The sequence below is a fragment of the Bradyrhizobium sp. 45 genome, assembly GCF_023073155.1.
GTDB lineage: Bacteria > Pseudomonadota > Alphaproteobacteria > Rhizobiales > Xanthobacteraceae > Bradyrhizobium > Bradyrhizobium canariense_D.
The window spans coordinates 58,897-72,146 of the sequence record NZ_JADPIX010000154.1; the positions used below are offsets into that span (position 1 = coordinate 58,897).

The following is a 13,250-nucleotide window of genomic DNA, read 5'->3' on the forward strand; positions in this document are numbered from 1 at the left end:
CGGCATTCGCCCGAGCGGACGATGTCGGAATGTGGTTCTAGTCCCGTTCGCCGAGAGTTTCGACGTAAGCCTTGCCGTAGGGATGAAAATGCTCCCTGCGGCCCTGGTCCCACAGTGCCCTGAGGCCGGGCGCCGCGATGTCCCAATCCGGCCGGCACTTCATGCCGACTGCCCTGAGGTCCTGGCGGAGCTCTTCGACGGTTGGACGGCCGAAGAACCAGTAGCCGTTGTAGATCTTGTGAATGACGAGGCCGGGCTCGAGCACGATCACGTGCGGAATCATCGGATTGTGGACGGGGTCGGTGTATTCGGCGATGTCGAGATCCTTCTGAACGAGGCGCCGCGAATCCGAGAGAAAGGGCCAGTGCGCTCCGACGCCGCTGCGATATTCGCTGGTCTGGGTGATGTTGTCGGTCGTGATCGTGACCATCCGGCAATAGCCCACCTCCATCTCGCCATGGAGTTGCAGCAAGCCTTCGGCCTGGCGACGATCCTTGGGACAAAATCCGCCGCGGCCGAGCACGAGCACCATTGGATCGCCCGCCTGCAGTTCGGAGAGCTTCCGGTGCTTGCCGGTGTGGTCGCTGAGTTCGTAATCCGGGAAGGTTACTCCCGGCATCATGTCAGGTCGCATTGCGCTCTCCCACTTTTACAGATCAACCACGACGTCGTTTCGGGGTCGTGAGCAGCAGATCAGGACATTGCCGTCCGCCGGCGGATCGAGCGGATCCGGCGCATAGTCAACCGTCCCCGCGATCAACCCGCTCTCGCAATTGTGGCAGACGCCGGTCCGGCACGACCAGCGCACGGGGACGTCGCACGCCTCGGCCAATTCCAGCAGGCTGGCATAGGATGGTCCCCAGCGGACATTGAGGCCACTCCGGGCGAACGAAACCATCGGGCCGGGGCCGGGGGCACCGATCGGCGGGTGCGCCCGCTTCTGCGGGGAGGACGCTATGCCGGGCGTCAAGGACGGTCCGGCGCCGAACAATTCGGTGTGGATGCGATCCGGTGCGACGCCCAACGTGGTGAGGCCAGCTTTCAGATCGTTCATGAAACCTGCCGGTCCGCACAGATAGAAATCGCCGTCACGCGGCACGCTCAGGGTCTGGAGCAGGCGTGCGTCGAGATGTCCGGCTGTGTCGAACGCCACATTGAGACGATCGTCCGGGTCAGGCGCGCTGTAGCAGACGTGGCTATGGTGACGAGAGAGCCCACCTAGCAATTCGCGCGCCTCGGCGGCGAACGCATGTTCGCGGCCATTGCGAGCGCCGTGCAGCCACCACACGTCCCGCGTCGTCGCTTCGGCGGCGAGCGCGTGAAGCATTGCGAGCAAAGGGGTGACGCCGATGCCGGCGCTCAACAGGATGACGGGGCGTGCATCTTGCCGGAGCGTGAAACTGCCGCGTGGCGCACCTAGTTGCACGGCAGCGCCGGCCAGCAGCTCGTCGGCAATGTAACGGCTGGCGGCGCCGTGAACTTCGCGCTTGATGCTGACGCGATAGGACGCGGCATCGGCGCCGCCCGACAGCGAATAGCTGCGTGTCATCGCCTGCGCACCGGAGGGCTCGAGCTTGATGACGACGAATTGACCGGGCAGGGCGGCCGCCACGGGATGTCCGTCGGCGGGTTCGAGGATCAGCGACGTCACGTTGCCGCTTTCGGCGATCTTTCGCGCCACGCGAAAGGAGCGGAATCCGCGCCAGGCCGGAGCTGGGCTCGCCGCCGGCCCAAGCCCGGCGTTTCCCGCGGTCTTGTTGTCCTTCTGCTGCTCGAGCAGCGCCTCGAAAGAACGGCGCCAGCCGCGGCTCAGCGCGGGAATCCGCAGCGCGCGCTCCAGGCGTTCGCGCGGATGAGGCGGCAGGTAAAGCAGCGCATTGATCTCGAACACGCTCATGCGCTCGGGCCCGGTGGCGACCTGATTGATCTCGTCTCCCGCCTCCACGTCGCCTTCCTCGATCATGCGAAAATAGAACCCGGGCCGGCCGTGCCTGACCAGCAGCGCAGCCATGTCCGGCTCGTCCATGCGAATGCCGAGCCGGTAGCAGGTGACGCGCGGCTGCGTCACTTCGAACACCGCGGAGCCGATCCTGTAGCGGTCTCCGATGCACACGTTGGTGTCGGCGAGGCCCTCGACCGTAAAGTTCTCGCCGAACTGGCCATGAACGAGGTTCGATCGACCCAGATGCTCCTGCCAGTACCGGTAGGATTCATCCTGATAGACGAATACGGCACGATGTTCGCCGCCATGACCGGCCGTATCGCCCTGGCCGTCGCCATCGATGTTGAGCCGGCGCACCCTGCGCGGGCCTGTGACCTGTGCCTTCCAGATGCCGGTGTGGACGGTCCGACCCTGCCAAGCGACGTCGCGCGGCAGGCCGACATTGACCGAAAGCAGACGTGCCATTGCGTGTTCCCGATCTGGCTGCGCGGTTCTGCCGTCATCATTGCATCGGATGGGGTTTTTGGCTCGTTAGTCGTTGTTAGACGTTGCGAGCAAGCCTTGCCACCGGCGGCCCTGAGGCCAATTTGAAATGCGTAACGTAAACGCAGTCGGTACAACGGGAGATCACGATGGATGATCAGGGCAAGCTGGCCGCGCTCCAGCGCCATTGGGATGCTTCGGATGCGAACGATTTCGAGGCCGAGCACGACATCTATCGCGAGGACGCGGTGCTCGACTATCCGCAGTCCGGCGAGCGCATCCGCGGTCGCAGGAAGATTCAAGAGAGCCGGTTCGTGCAGCCGAACAAGAAGCGCTTCACGGTTCGGCGGATCGTCGGCAGTAACGATCTCTGGGTGAGCGAATTCGTGCTGACCTATGACGGGGTGCCGTCTTACGTCGTGAGTATCATGGAATTCCGCGACGACCTTGTGGCGCACGAGACGCAATATTTCGGCGACAGGTTCGAGCCGTCGCCCTCGCGGGCGCATCTTGTCGAGCAGGTGGGGTAGGCTGAGTGCTCCGCACTCCGCTGTCATTCCCCGCGCAGGCGGGGAATCCAGTACGCTGCGGCTTCTCGACAAACTACGGGCGTCTCGGAGTACTGGATCGCCCGCCTGCGCGGGCGATGACAGTAAAAGACATGATCGCAGGTGCGGAGCGCGCAGAACTGCTTAGCCAATGTGGCAACACGGAACCCGATGCGGCGGCTGGTCGCAGTCGCGTCGTCTTGATTCCGACAGCCCCATCTTTATGTGTGAAACGAACAAGAATCCGGGCCCCTCTGGCGAGGAAGTCGACGCTGTCGGCAAAACCTCGTGATGTCGGATGACCTGTCCCGCGCGAATGCGATGGATCGGCCGATCGTCGGGCCTTCTTGAGAGTCTCTCCGACCGAATCGTCCCCATCGCAGCTCCGTGCAGTCTTTCGCAAGATAAGGGAGCAACGATGTCCGACGCCAAGCATTCAAATCCGATCGAAATCGAGATCACCGAGCCATCCAGCCTGAACGAGCAGGCTGCGGTGGCACTGGTGATCGTCGGCGCGCTGGTTGCCGTCGCCGACCGGCAAGTTTCGCCGGCCGAACGCGACGAGGTCGTCCGGTTCATCCGGGATCGCAAGCTGGCGCCGCATATCTCGGACGACCGGCTCTACGCGATGTTCGACGAGCTTGCTGAACGACTCGAGGAGCCGGATTTCGCCAATGTGGTGATCGAGAATTTGCGTCCGGTTTCAGACCTGCCGCTGTCGGCTCATTTGATGGAACTGTCGGAGCGCGTCGCGGCCGCGGACGAGGACGTGCATCCCCACGAAGTGCAGGCGATCAAGCTGTTGCGCCTGCTGACGCTGGTGCTGCCGCGCGCAAAGCAGGTGACGCCGGGTGCAGTGCGCGCCGAACACCGCATCGCCGCCGAGGAGTAAGCATGAGCGTAGTTTCGGACGAGGATAAGACAGGGACTGCGGGCGCTAGCGGCCAGATGGCTGGCGGCGACCCGCGCCTCGACAAGCTTGTCCGTCGCCTGCCGCCGCGCATGGGCGACACCGTCACCTATCTGCTCAAGCCATCCAGCCGCTGGGTGAGAATCCCTTCGGGTGCGCTGCTGATTGTCGGCGGCGTGCTCTCCTTCCTGCCGGTGCTCGGCGTCTGGATGCTACCGCTCGGCCTCGCTTTGCTCGCGGAAGACGTGCCCGCGCTGCGCTCCGGGCGCGCCAAGGTTCTGGATTGGGTCGAGCGGAAGAAGCCGCACTGGCTCGATCCGTCCGCACCGAAAAATGACCAATCATGACTGAATTCATCACCACCGAAGCGCTGACCGCGCTGCTTCAGGTCGTCCTGATCGACCTCGTGCTCGCCGGCGACAACGCCGTCGTCATCGGCCTTGCCGCAGCCGGCCTCCCGGCCGATCAGCGCCGGCGCGCCATCGTCGTCGGCATCATCGCCGCCACCGCCCTGCGCATCGTCTTTGCCGGCGTCGCGACCCAGCTTCTGCAAGTGATCGGGCTATTGCTCGCCGGCGGCGTGCTGCTGCTCTGGGTGTGCTGGAAGATGTGGCGGGAGCTGCGCGAGCAGTCCGCGCATGCGAACGAGCTCGCGTTCAGCCATGGCGGCAGCAGCGCTGCGCCTGCGTCCCGAAAGACCTTCAGGCAGGCGGCGGTGCAGATCGTCGCCGCCGACGTCTCGATGTCGCTCGACAACGTGCTCGCGGTCGCGGGCGCTGCGCGCGAGCATCCCTACATCCTCGCTTTCGGCCTGCTATTGTCGGTCGCGTTGATGGGCGTCGCCGCCGATTTGCTCGGCCGCGTGCTCCAGAAGCAGCGCTGGATCGGCTATGTCGGCCTCGCCATCATCGTTTACGTCGCCTTCGAGATGATCTATCGCGGATCGCTCGAGCTCGCGCCTGTGATCGCGAGTCTCTGAGGCAACGCGCCTGTCCATCATCCGGAGTGATCAATGACGTCCGAACCCAAAGCACCTTCGGCGGATTCCGTGCCGGCGCCGCAAATCGGCCCGTTTGCCCAACTCATCTTTGGCTCGCGCTGGCTGCAGGTCCCGCTTTATGTCGGCCTCATCGTCGCGCAGGCCGTCTATGTGCTGCTGTTCCTGAAGGAGCTCTGGCACCTGGTCGTGCACTCGTTCGACGCCAGCGAGCAGCAGATCATGCTGGTCGTGCTCGGGCTGATCGACGTCGTGATGATCTCGAACCTGCTGGTGATGGTGATCGTCGGCGGTTACGAGACCTTCGTCTCGCGCCTGAACCTCAGCGGTCATCCGGACGAGCCGGAATGGCTCAGCCACGTCAATGCCAGCGTGCTCAAGATCAAGCTTGCGATGGCGATCATCGGCATCTCCTCGATCTCGCTGCTCAGGACCTTCATCGAGGCGGGCAATCTCGGCACGACGCGGAGCAATTTCACCGAGAGCGGCGTGATGTGGCAGGTGCTGATCCACCTGACCTTCATCATCTCCGCGATCGGCATCGCCTGGGTCGACCGCCTCGGCGATAGCGGCCAGCGCAAGGGGGCCGGCCACGGCTGAACGTCAGACCGTCGGCGTTTGATCAGGCGATCTGCGGATGCGCCGCGTTTTCCCGCCGCTCGCGCTCGCCCAGTTCGCGCACCAGCTCCTGGAGGAAGGATTCCGTGTAAGCGGGGAGGGTGCGCTCGGCGCGAACGTAGATGCCGAGATCTGACCACACCGGGCTGCCGGCATTGTCGAGCGGCAGGAAGACGAGCCGGCTGTCGCGCGACAGCCTGCTGATGCCGAGCTGGGTCTGGAAGGCGACGCCGACGCCGCGCGCCGCGAGCTCGCGCATCAGGTCGATCGAGTTGGCCTGGATGGCCGGCTCCGGGGTCTCGGAGAGCTGCGCGATCAGCGGCTGGAGCAGATGATAGATCGACAGCTCCGGCAGCGCGTGGATGACGGGAAAGGCGAGACATTGGGGCAGCGTGACCGTCTTGCCGCGCGCCAGTGGATGCTCGCGCGCGACGACCGCGCCCAGGCGAAACCGTTTCAAGGCGACCTGGCGCAGGTCCGGCGGATGCCGCAGCGCCATGGCGATGCCGATGTCGGCCTCGCCGCGGCTCAGGGCCTCCAGCACGTCCGACGATCCCTTCACCTCGGTGGTGAAGCTGACGCGCCGGGCGCGGCCGCGATGGGAGGCTATCAGGTCGGGCAGCACCGACTCCGTGAGCGACTCGATGCAGGCAATGCTGACGGTGCCGTGCCAAGTCCCCGCCAGGGATGCGACGTCCGAGCGGAAGCGGTCGAGGTCCTGGAGCACGTTCATGACGTGCCGGGCCAACATCTCGCCGACCGTCGTCAGCGTCAGGCCGCGCGCATTGCGCTCGAACAAGGGTGACCCAACCTCCTGTTCAAGCTTGAGAATCTGGCGGCTTACGGCCGACGAGGCAACGTTCAGCATGCGCGCAGCGGCCCGGATCGAGCCGGTGCGGCGGACGGCGTGGAAGTGGATGGCTGGTGAGTGAAATCGCATGGGACCCCCGGCCGGACTATAGCCGTTGCCGAAACGGCATCAACGTGTACGAAATTCTGTGCTTTTCGAGCGCGCTCCTCCCACCTAGGTTCGCCGCCGGCTTGGCCGGTCCTGTCGGGCCGCCATGCCATGCGCAACGAGGCGCCAGGGGATCCCGGGTGGACGAGAACATTGTTTGCGAGGTCGCGCCGGACACGCGTCTGGTCGATCGCCGTCGCGCGGCGGCCTATGTCGGCGTGACCGCCGGACGCTTCGAGCAGCTGGTGCGCGACAGCGTCGTGCCACCGCCGGTCATGGTGGACAACAAGCGGCGCTGGCCGCTCGCGTTGCTCGACGTTGCGAAGGACGCGGTTGTCGCCAGCAGCATGCCGTGCCTGCCGCAGGTGATGGTCGAGATTGCGCAGGACGCGCGTCCCTGCGAACGGGCCCCCGCACCAGCCTCGCACGAACTGCCGGATAAAAACTGGTTCGAGCAGCGCGCGCGGTTCGTTCAGCGCGTGCGCCGGTCGCTGCTGTCGGGCAACGAGATACGGCTCTTGCGCGAGTTCAAGCTGCTCAGGCAGAACCAGATCAGCATGTTCGGCTATTACGGCAGTTTCGAAGCCCTGATGGTGCGCGGCTACATCGTCGAGCTCGCGCGAAAGCCGCCGTCGAGCCGTCCGCTGGTGACGTACCGGCTGACCGCGCAGGGCGAGCGGGTCATGTCGGCGCTCAAGGGCGAGCCGGCGATCTGACCGGCGCGGACAAGGCGATGGCATCCTCCGGCATCATCGCACGGCGTGCATCTCCAGAAATGCCTTCACGCCGGTGACGGTGCCCGTATCCGACGGCACATAACCGGGCAGGGTGGCGATGGCTGCGCGAAAATCGGCGCTGCGGATGATCTCCAGGATGCGCTGCATCGGCCCGGTGTCCAGGAACGCGCGCTTGCAGACGAAGAAATAATCCTCGGTCAGGAGCCGGATGAAATCGAGGCCGAAATGCCGGGCGGCGGCTTCGACGCCGAAGCTCGCATCAGCCATGCCGCTCGCGACATAGGCTGCGACCGCGGCGTGGGTGAATTCGATCTGCTGCGCGCCCTTGATCCTGCTCTCGTCGATGCCGTTTGCCGCAAGCAGTTGGTCGAACAGAAGCCGCGTGCCGGAATCGTGGTCGCGGTTGACGAAGCGGACTTTTGGTCCGGTGAGATCATCGAGCGAAGCGATGCGCAGCGGATTGCCGCGCGCGACCATCAATCCCATTTCGCGTGTGACGAAGCTGATGATGCGATCCTCGCGCGGATCGAGCCATTCGCGCGCAGCCTTGATGCCCTGAGCCCGTAGCGCGCCGTGCGGCAGATGCAGGCCGGAGAGATCGCAGGCGCCCTGCGCCAGCGAGACCAGCGAATGCTGGTTGCTGACATAGCGCAGATCGACGCCGATGCCGGGCTCGCGGTCGAGGAATTCGCGCAGTTTTGCGACCGCAAAACCGTGGCTGGCATGCACGCGGATCACCGACGGGCGCTGCTCGAGGAATGGCTTGATCTCGCTCGCCAGCTCCTGCGCGAGGTTTTCAAGCTGAGGTCCGAGCCGGGCCTGCATACGCTCGCCCGCCCATACCAGCCGCTCGCCGAACGGCGTGAGCTTCGAGCCTTTGCCGCGCTGGGTCTGCACCAGCGGCGTGCCGAAAAACTCCGACCATTGCTCGATCAGATTCCAGACATGGCGGTAGGAGAGGTGCGCGTCCTTGGCCGCGCTGGTGATCTTCCCGGTTCTCCGGATTTCGTTGAGGACGCCGAGCATGATGATGGCGGTACGTGGATTGCCCTCGCGGCGAAACCGCCAGACGGCCTCGATCTCGATCTGAAGCATTGGTCCTCCCTATGAACTACATTTCATATGACCGCGGTCCATTTGCAATCCATATCATATTTACTCCCGTCCACAGGCGCCTAGTCTGGTATACCAGAACTGGAGGAATATGATGTCTGTTGCATATGACTTTGCACACTCGCCGGCCACCGAGTTCATGTCCCGGCCGCAGCATCTGCTGATCGACGGTCGCCGCGTCCCGGCGAGCTCCGGTCGCACATTCAACTCGCTCAATCCGGCCACCGGGCAGGTCATCGCCATCGTCGCCGAAGGCAACGAGGCCGATGTCGATCATGCAGTAGCGGCCGCGCGCCGGGCCTTCGAAGGCCCCTGGCGCACGATGCGGGCGTCCGAGCGCGGCCAGATCCTGCTACGCTGGGCAGACCTGCTCAAGGCTCACGCCGAGGAGATCATCGAACTCGAGTCGATCGATGCGGGCAAGCCGATCGCCGCGACATCGCGGCAGGATTTTCCGGCCGCCGTCGACACGCTGATCTACTACGCCGGTTGGGCCGACAAGATCAGCGGCGACGTCGTGCCCGTGCGCGATGATGCCCTGACCTACACCGTGCGCGAGCCGGTCGGCGTGGTCGCGGCGATCGTGCCCTGGAATTTCCCGCTGATGATCGGGATGTGGAAGCTCGCGCCGGCGCTGGCCTGCGGGTGCACCATCGTGATGAAGCCGGCCGAGCTGACCTCGCTGTCGGCGCTACGCATCGCCGAGCTCGCGCTCGAAGCCGGCCTGCCGGCGGGCGTCTTCAACGTCGTCACTGGCCCCGGCCGCGTCGTCGGCGACGCGCTGGTCAATCACCCTGACGTCGACAAGGTCACCTTCACCGGCTCTCCCGGTGTCGGGCGGGGAATCATGAAGGGCGCCGCAAGCAACTTCAAGCGCATCTCGCTCGAGCTGGGAGGCAAGTCGGCCAACGTCATTTTCGACGATGCCGATCTCGAAGCCGCATCGAAAGCTGCGGCTTCCGGCATCTTCTTCAATGCGGGCCAGGTCTGCTCGGCCGGCTCCCGCGTGCTGGTGCAGGAGAAGGCCTATGACGAGGTCGTCGAGCGGCTGGCGGCGCGCGCAAAGTCGCTCAGGATCGGCGACCCGCTCGACCGCAAGACGGTGCTCGGTCCCATCATCTCCGAGAAGCAGATGAAGTCGGTCCTCGATTATGTCGACATCGGCCGGAAGGAGGGCGCGACCCTCGTCACCGGTGGCGAGAAGGTCGGCGATCGCGGCTACTTCATCAGCCCCACGGTGTTCGCGAATGTCGCGCACGAGATGCGGATCTCGCAGGAAGAGATCTTTGGCCCGGTCGTCAGTGTCATCAAGTTCAAGGACGAGGCCGACGCTTTGCGGATTGCCAACGGCACGGCTTACAGTCTCGCCGCCGGCGTCTGGAGCCGCGACATCGGCAAGCTGCAGCGCTTCGCCAAGCGAGCGCGCGCGGGCACAGTCTGGATGAACACCTATGGCTATACCGACGTGCGGCTGCCCTGGGGCGGCGAGCGCGACTCCGGCCTCGGCCGCGAGCACGGCACCGCCGCGCTAGACAATTTCACCGAGCTCAAGGCGGTCTGGATGAATCTGGCCGTTTGATACCTCCCGAGCGGCCAAGCCTGGAGCCCGCCTGACCACCCGTGGAGGCGGGCTCTTTTTCGAGATCGATAAAATTGTCTGCATTCCGCTCAGCTGCGGCAAACCGTGCGGACAAGAACCGCGCGGCCTTAAACCCCGGCTTTGGAACCGGCGTGCATCCTGCCTGCAAAAGGGTGGGGCATCAGCATGTCAGTTCTCAGGGAGGTCGTCGTCGCAATCGCGGGAGTCTACGCACTTCTGTTTGCGTGCGACGCAATGTTCGGGATCGGCGAGGCGCGCTTCGACGACGTTTATTACAGCGCCAGCTTCTATGCGCCGCGGCCGAAGGAGTTTCGTTTCGCCGGCGATACGCCGCCGGCGGTCCGCGTCAGCGAGGCGTTTGCGCAATTCGCGCCGGGCGAAGCCAAGCCGAACAAGCGCTACTCGTCGCTGACCACGATCCTCCGGTAAGCACTGTCTATTCTCCCTGGATCCATTCCGCGACGCCACGCCACAATGTGTCGCGATGTTCGGGGCGGAAGAAGCCGAAATGGCCAATCGCCTTGGCGCCGACGTCGGACGGCTTCACGTTGATTACCTCCGGCTTGATTGCGGTGAATCCGCTCGCAAGCAGCTCGACCGCGGGCCGCGTCGCCCAGGGATCGTCGGAGAAGCAGAGTGTGCGCAACTCGCCCTTGAACCTGGCGAAATTCTCCAGCGCCGGCAGCTTTGAATCGAAGAGATAACGGGGGCTCGAGACCCACTCGGCCCATTGCAGGAAGACGCCCTTGGGCAGATCCTCGCCGATGCCGGCCCAGCCCGGCGCGTAACCGAGCGCGTGGACGAGCGGCACGCCGACAAAATTCATGAAGGCGAAGACGCGGTATTTTTCCGGCGACGTCATCAGCCGCCAGGTCGCCGCCTGCGAGGCCACGAACGCGGCGCGCGAGATGTCCGCGTTGTTCGCGATCAGCCCGAGCGCCTGGCCGCCAAAGGAGTGCCCGACATAGGCCAAGGGCAGAGTGTGGTAGCGCTCGCGCATCCAGTGCACTGCGGCGGTGACGTCGAGCGCGGCCCAGTCCGACATCGAGGCCTTGAAGCCGACCAGCGATTTCGGTTGGTTGTAGCCAACCATCGCCGGCAGCCGGGAGTCGCCGATGCCGCGATAGTCGTAGGTCAGGACTGCGCAGCCGCGATGGGCGAGATAGGAGGCAAAGCCGCGATAGATTTTTCGCGGGACGGCAGTCGCCGAATTGACCAACACGGCATGACGTTTGGTGCCGCGGGGCAGGAATAGCGTGCCAGCCAGCGCATACCCGTCGGTCGCCGGGAAGCTGATCTCGTCGATGAAAACGTCGTCCAGTGCCGCGTCCATGGACCGAAGGTATCTGCCAGTTTCCAAGCCGTTTCCCAGCAAATGCGAATTTGGCTTTCCCCGCAAGGCTTTGCAGTGCCAGACGGATTTCAACTGGCGGCCGGTGGCCAGCCTGTGTATAAGGCGACCCTCGCAACCCACAGATCAGGTTGTGCTTTTTGCTTCACGGAGAGATTGCGATGTCCGAGCGGTGGACGCCCGAGTCCTGGCGCAGCAAGCCGGTGCTACAGGTGCCCGATTATCCCGACGCCAAGGCCCTGGCCGACGTCGAGGCGCAGCTTGCGACCTTTCCCCCGCTGGTGTTCGCGGGCGAGGCGCGCAATCTGAAGAAGGCGCTGGCGCGGGTCGCGGCCGGAGAGGCCTTCCTGCTGCAGGGCGGCGACTGCGCCGAGAGCTTTGCCGAGCACGGCGCCAACAACATCCGCGACTTCTTTCGCGTGCTGCTCCAGATGGCGGTGGTACTGACCTATGCCGGCGCCGTCCCGGTGGTGAAGGTCGGGCGCGTCGCCGGCCAGTTCGCAAAGCCGCGCTCCTCGCCGATGGAGAAGATCGACGGGGTCGAGCTGCCGAGCTATCGCGGCGACATCGTCAACGACATCGCCTTCACCAAGCAAGCGCGCGTCCCTGATCCGCAGCGCCAGCTGATGGCCTATCGCCAGTCGGCCGCGACGCTGAACCTGCTGCGTGCGTTCGCGACCGGCGGTTACGCCAATCTCGGCAGCGTGCATCAGTGGATGCTCGGCTTCCTCAAGGACAGTCCGCAGTCCCGTCGCTACAAGGAATTGGCCGACCGCATCTCCGATGCGCTCAACTTCATGCGCGCCTGCGGCCTCGATCTCGAGGCCCATCCCGAGCTGCGCGCCACTGATTTCTACACCAGCCACGAGGCCCTGCTGCTCGGCTACGAGCAGGCCATGACCCGGGTCGATTCCACCACCGGCGACTGGTACGCGACCTCGGGCCACATGATCTGGATCGGCGACCGCACCCGCCAGCTCGACCACGGCCATATCGAATATTTCCGCGGCATCAAGAATCCGATCGGGCTCAAATGCGGCCCGTCGCTCAAGCCCGACGAACTGCTGAAGCTGATCGACGTGCTCAATCCCGACAACGAACCGGGCCGGCTGACGCTGATCGGCCGCTTCGGTTCCGACAAGATCGGCGAGCATCTGCCGAACATGATCCGCGCCGTAAAGCGCGAGGGCAAAGTGGTGGTCTGGTCGTGCGATCCCATGCACGGCAACACCATCACCTCGACGTCGGGTTACAAGACGCGCCCCTTCGACCGCATCCTGTCCGAGGTGAAGTCGTTCTTCGCGATCCACGCCGCGGAAGGCACCCATGCCGGCGGCGTGCATCTGGAGATGACCGGCCAGGACGTCACCGAGTGCCTCGGCGGCGCCCGCGCGATCACTGACGAGGATCTCAACGACCGCTATCACACGGTCTGTGATCCCCGGCTCAATGCCGAGCAATCCATCGATATGGCTTTCCTGGTCGCAGAACTGCTCAAGCAGGAACGCGCCGGCAAGGTCAGGCCGATGCCGGTCGCAGCGGGGCTCTGAGACCTTGCTGCGAATCTGGAAGGCCACGATCAATTCCCGTAACGGTCTGGCCTTTGCGTTCCGCTCGGAGCAGGCCGTCCGCGAGGAAATCGTTGCGCTCCTCTTGTCGCTGCCGCTCGCGTGGTTCGTCGGCGCGACCGCGATGCGGGCGGTCGAGCTGATCTGCGCGGTCGCGTTCGTGCTGGTGGTCGAGCTGCTCAATACGGCGATCGAGAAGCTTGCCGACCGGCTGACCATGGATCACGACAAGCAGATCGGACGGGTCAAGGACATGGGCTCGGCCGCGGTCGGTGTCGCGCTGCTGATGGCCGGCGCGTTCTGGATCATCGCCATCATCGAGCGATTGGGATTTCTTTAAAGCGCGTATCGCGCTTTAAACTGTTTTTTCAGCATGATCTTTTCGGAAAACCGCTTCACTCTTTTCCGGATCATGCTCTGATCGG

The 13,250-nt window shown here is 64.5% G+C and carries 15 protein-coding genes; 10 read left to right on the plus strand and 5 right to left on the minus strand.

The features are described from left to right. Nucleotides 1-37: 37 nt before the first annotated feature. Nucleotides 38-634, minus strand: coding sequence for a redoxin domain-containing protein (locus IVB42_RS37330; protein WP_247398342.1), 597 nt, complete (start codon nt 632-634; stop codon nt 38-40). Between the two features lie 15 nt (nt 635-649). After that, nucleotides 650-2,407, minus strand: a complete 1,758-nt coding sequence (locus tag IVB42_RS37335; RefSeq protein WP_247398340.1) for an MOSC and FAD-binding oxidoreductase domain-containing protein — start codon at nt 2,405-2,407, stop codon at nt 650-652. Nucleotides 2,408-2,574: 167 nt separating this feature from the next. On the opposite strand from IVB42_RS37335, the gene IVB42_RS37340 reads away from it, so the two are divergent. The 5 genes from IVB42_RS37340 to IVB42_RS37360 all read left to right on the plus strand — a co-directional run bounded on the left by IVB42_RS37340 (nt 2,575) and on the right by IVB42_RS37360 (nt 5,480). Then, on the plus strand, nt 2,575-2,955 hold the full coding sequence (locus IVB42_RS37340) for a nuclear transport factor 2 family protein (protein ID WP_204510894.1): 381 nt from the start codon (nt 2,575-2,577) through the stop codon (nt 2,953-2,955). Between the two features lie 436 nt (nt 2,956-3,391). Further along, nucleotides 3,392-3,865: a tellurite resistance TerB family protein gene (locus tag IVB42_RS37345; protein WP_247398337.1), complete on the plus strand. Its 474-nt coding sequence runs from the start codon at nt 3,392-3,394 to the stop codon at nt 3,863-3,865. 2 nt (nt 3,866-3,867) lie between these two features. Next, nucleotides 3,868-4,230 carry a hypothetical protein gene (locus IVB42_RS37350; RefSeq protein WP_026233786.1) on the plus strand — a complete coding sequence of 121 codons (363 nt, stop codon included), beginning with the start codon at nt 3,868-3,870 and terminating at the stop codon, nt 4,228-4,230. Further along, nucleotides 4,227-4,862 carry a TerC family protein gene (locus tag IVB42_RS37355; protein ID WP_018459362.1) on the plus strand — a complete coding sequence of 212 codons (636 nt, stop codon included), beginning with the start codon at nt 4,227-4,229 and terminating at the stop codon, nt 4,860-4,862. Before IVB42_RS37350 ends, IVB42_RS37355 begins: the two co-directional genes overlap by 4 nt. A gap of 33 nt (nt 4,863-4,895) precedes the next feature. Further along, complete coding sequence (locus IVB42_RS37360) at nt 4,896-5,480, plus strand: TIGR00645 family protein (protein WP_018459361.1); 585 nt, start codon at nt 4,896-4,898, stop codon at nt 5,478-5,480. A gap of 22 nt (nt 5,481-5,502) precedes the next feature. On the opposite strand, the gene IVB42_RS37365 is transcribed toward IVB42_RS37360, so the two are convergent. After that, the gene (locus tag IVB42_RS37365; RefSeq protein ID WP_247398335.1) at nt 5,503-6,438 is read right to left on the minus strand and encodes a LysR family transcriptional regulator; all 936 of its coding nucleotides are present in this window, start codon (nt 6,436-6,438) and stop codon (nt 5,503-5,505) included. Nucleotides 6,439-6,596: 158 nt separating this feature from the next. On the opposite strand from IVB42_RS37365, the gene IVB42_RS37370 reads away from it, so the two are divergent. Beyond that, on the plus strand, nt 6,597-7,172 hold the full coding sequence (locus tag IVB42_RS37370; protein WP_247398332.1) for a hypothetical protein: 576 nt from the start codon (nt 6,597-6,599) through the stop codon (nt 7,170-7,172). 33 nt (nt 7,173-7,205) lie between these two features. Here IVB42_RS37370 and IVB42_RS37375 read toward each other — a convergent pair whose 3' ends face one another. Next, entirely contained in the window at nt 7,206-8,288 is a 1,083-nt protein-coding gene (locus tag IVB42_RS37375) for a substrate-binding domain-containing protein (protein ID WP_247398329.1), read from the minus strand. A gap of 112 nt (nt 8,289-8,400) precedes the next feature. On the opposite strand from IVB42_RS37375, the gene IVB42_RS37380 reads away from it, so the two are divergent. Together IVB42_RS37380 and IVB42_RS37385 are read left to right on the plus strand one after the other, a co-directional pair. Then, a complete protein-coding gene (locus IVB42_RS37380) occupies nt 8,401-9,885 on the plus strand; it encodes an aldehyde dehydrogenase family protein (RefSeq protein ID WP_247472070.1) in 1,485 nt (494 codons plus the stop codon). 186 nt (nt 9,886-10,071) lie between these two features. Beyond that, nucleotides 10,072-10,335, plus strand: a complete 264-nt coding sequence (locus tag IVB42_RS37385; RefSeq protein WP_085352740.1) for a hypothetical protein — start codon at nt 10,072-10,074, stop codon at nt 10,333-10,335. A 7-nt stretch (nt 10,336-10,342) separates the two neighbouring features. Here IVB42_RS37385 and IVB42_RS37390 read toward each other — a convergent pair whose 3' ends face one another. Next, on the minus strand, nt 10,343-11,239 hold the full coding sequence (locus tag IVB42_RS37390) for an alpha/beta fold hydrolase (RefSeq protein WP_085362159.1): 897 nt from the start codon (nt 11,237-11,239) through the stop codon (nt 10,343-10,345). 179 nt (nt 11,240-11,418) lie between these two features. On the opposite strand from IVB42_RS37390, the gene IVB42_RS37395 reads away from it, so the two are divergent. Together IVB42_RS37395 and IVB42_RS37400 are read left to right on the plus strand one after the other, a co-directional pair. Further along, nucleotides 11,419-12,807, plus strand: a complete 1,389-nt coding sequence (locus tag IVB42_RS37395) for a 3-deoxy-7-phosphoheptulonate synthase class II (RefSeq protein ID WP_085395858.1) — start codon at nt 11,419-11,421, stop codon at nt 12,805-12,807. A gap of 4 nt (nt 12,808-12,811) precedes the next feature. Continuing rightward, on the plus strand, nt 12,812-13,165 hold the full coding sequence (locus tag IVB42_RS37400) for a diacylglycerol kinase (RefSeq protein WP_018459355.1): 354 nt from the start codon (nt 12,812-12,814) through the stop codon (nt 13,163-13,165). The last annotated feature ends 85 nt before the right edge of the window (nt 13,166-13,250 follow it).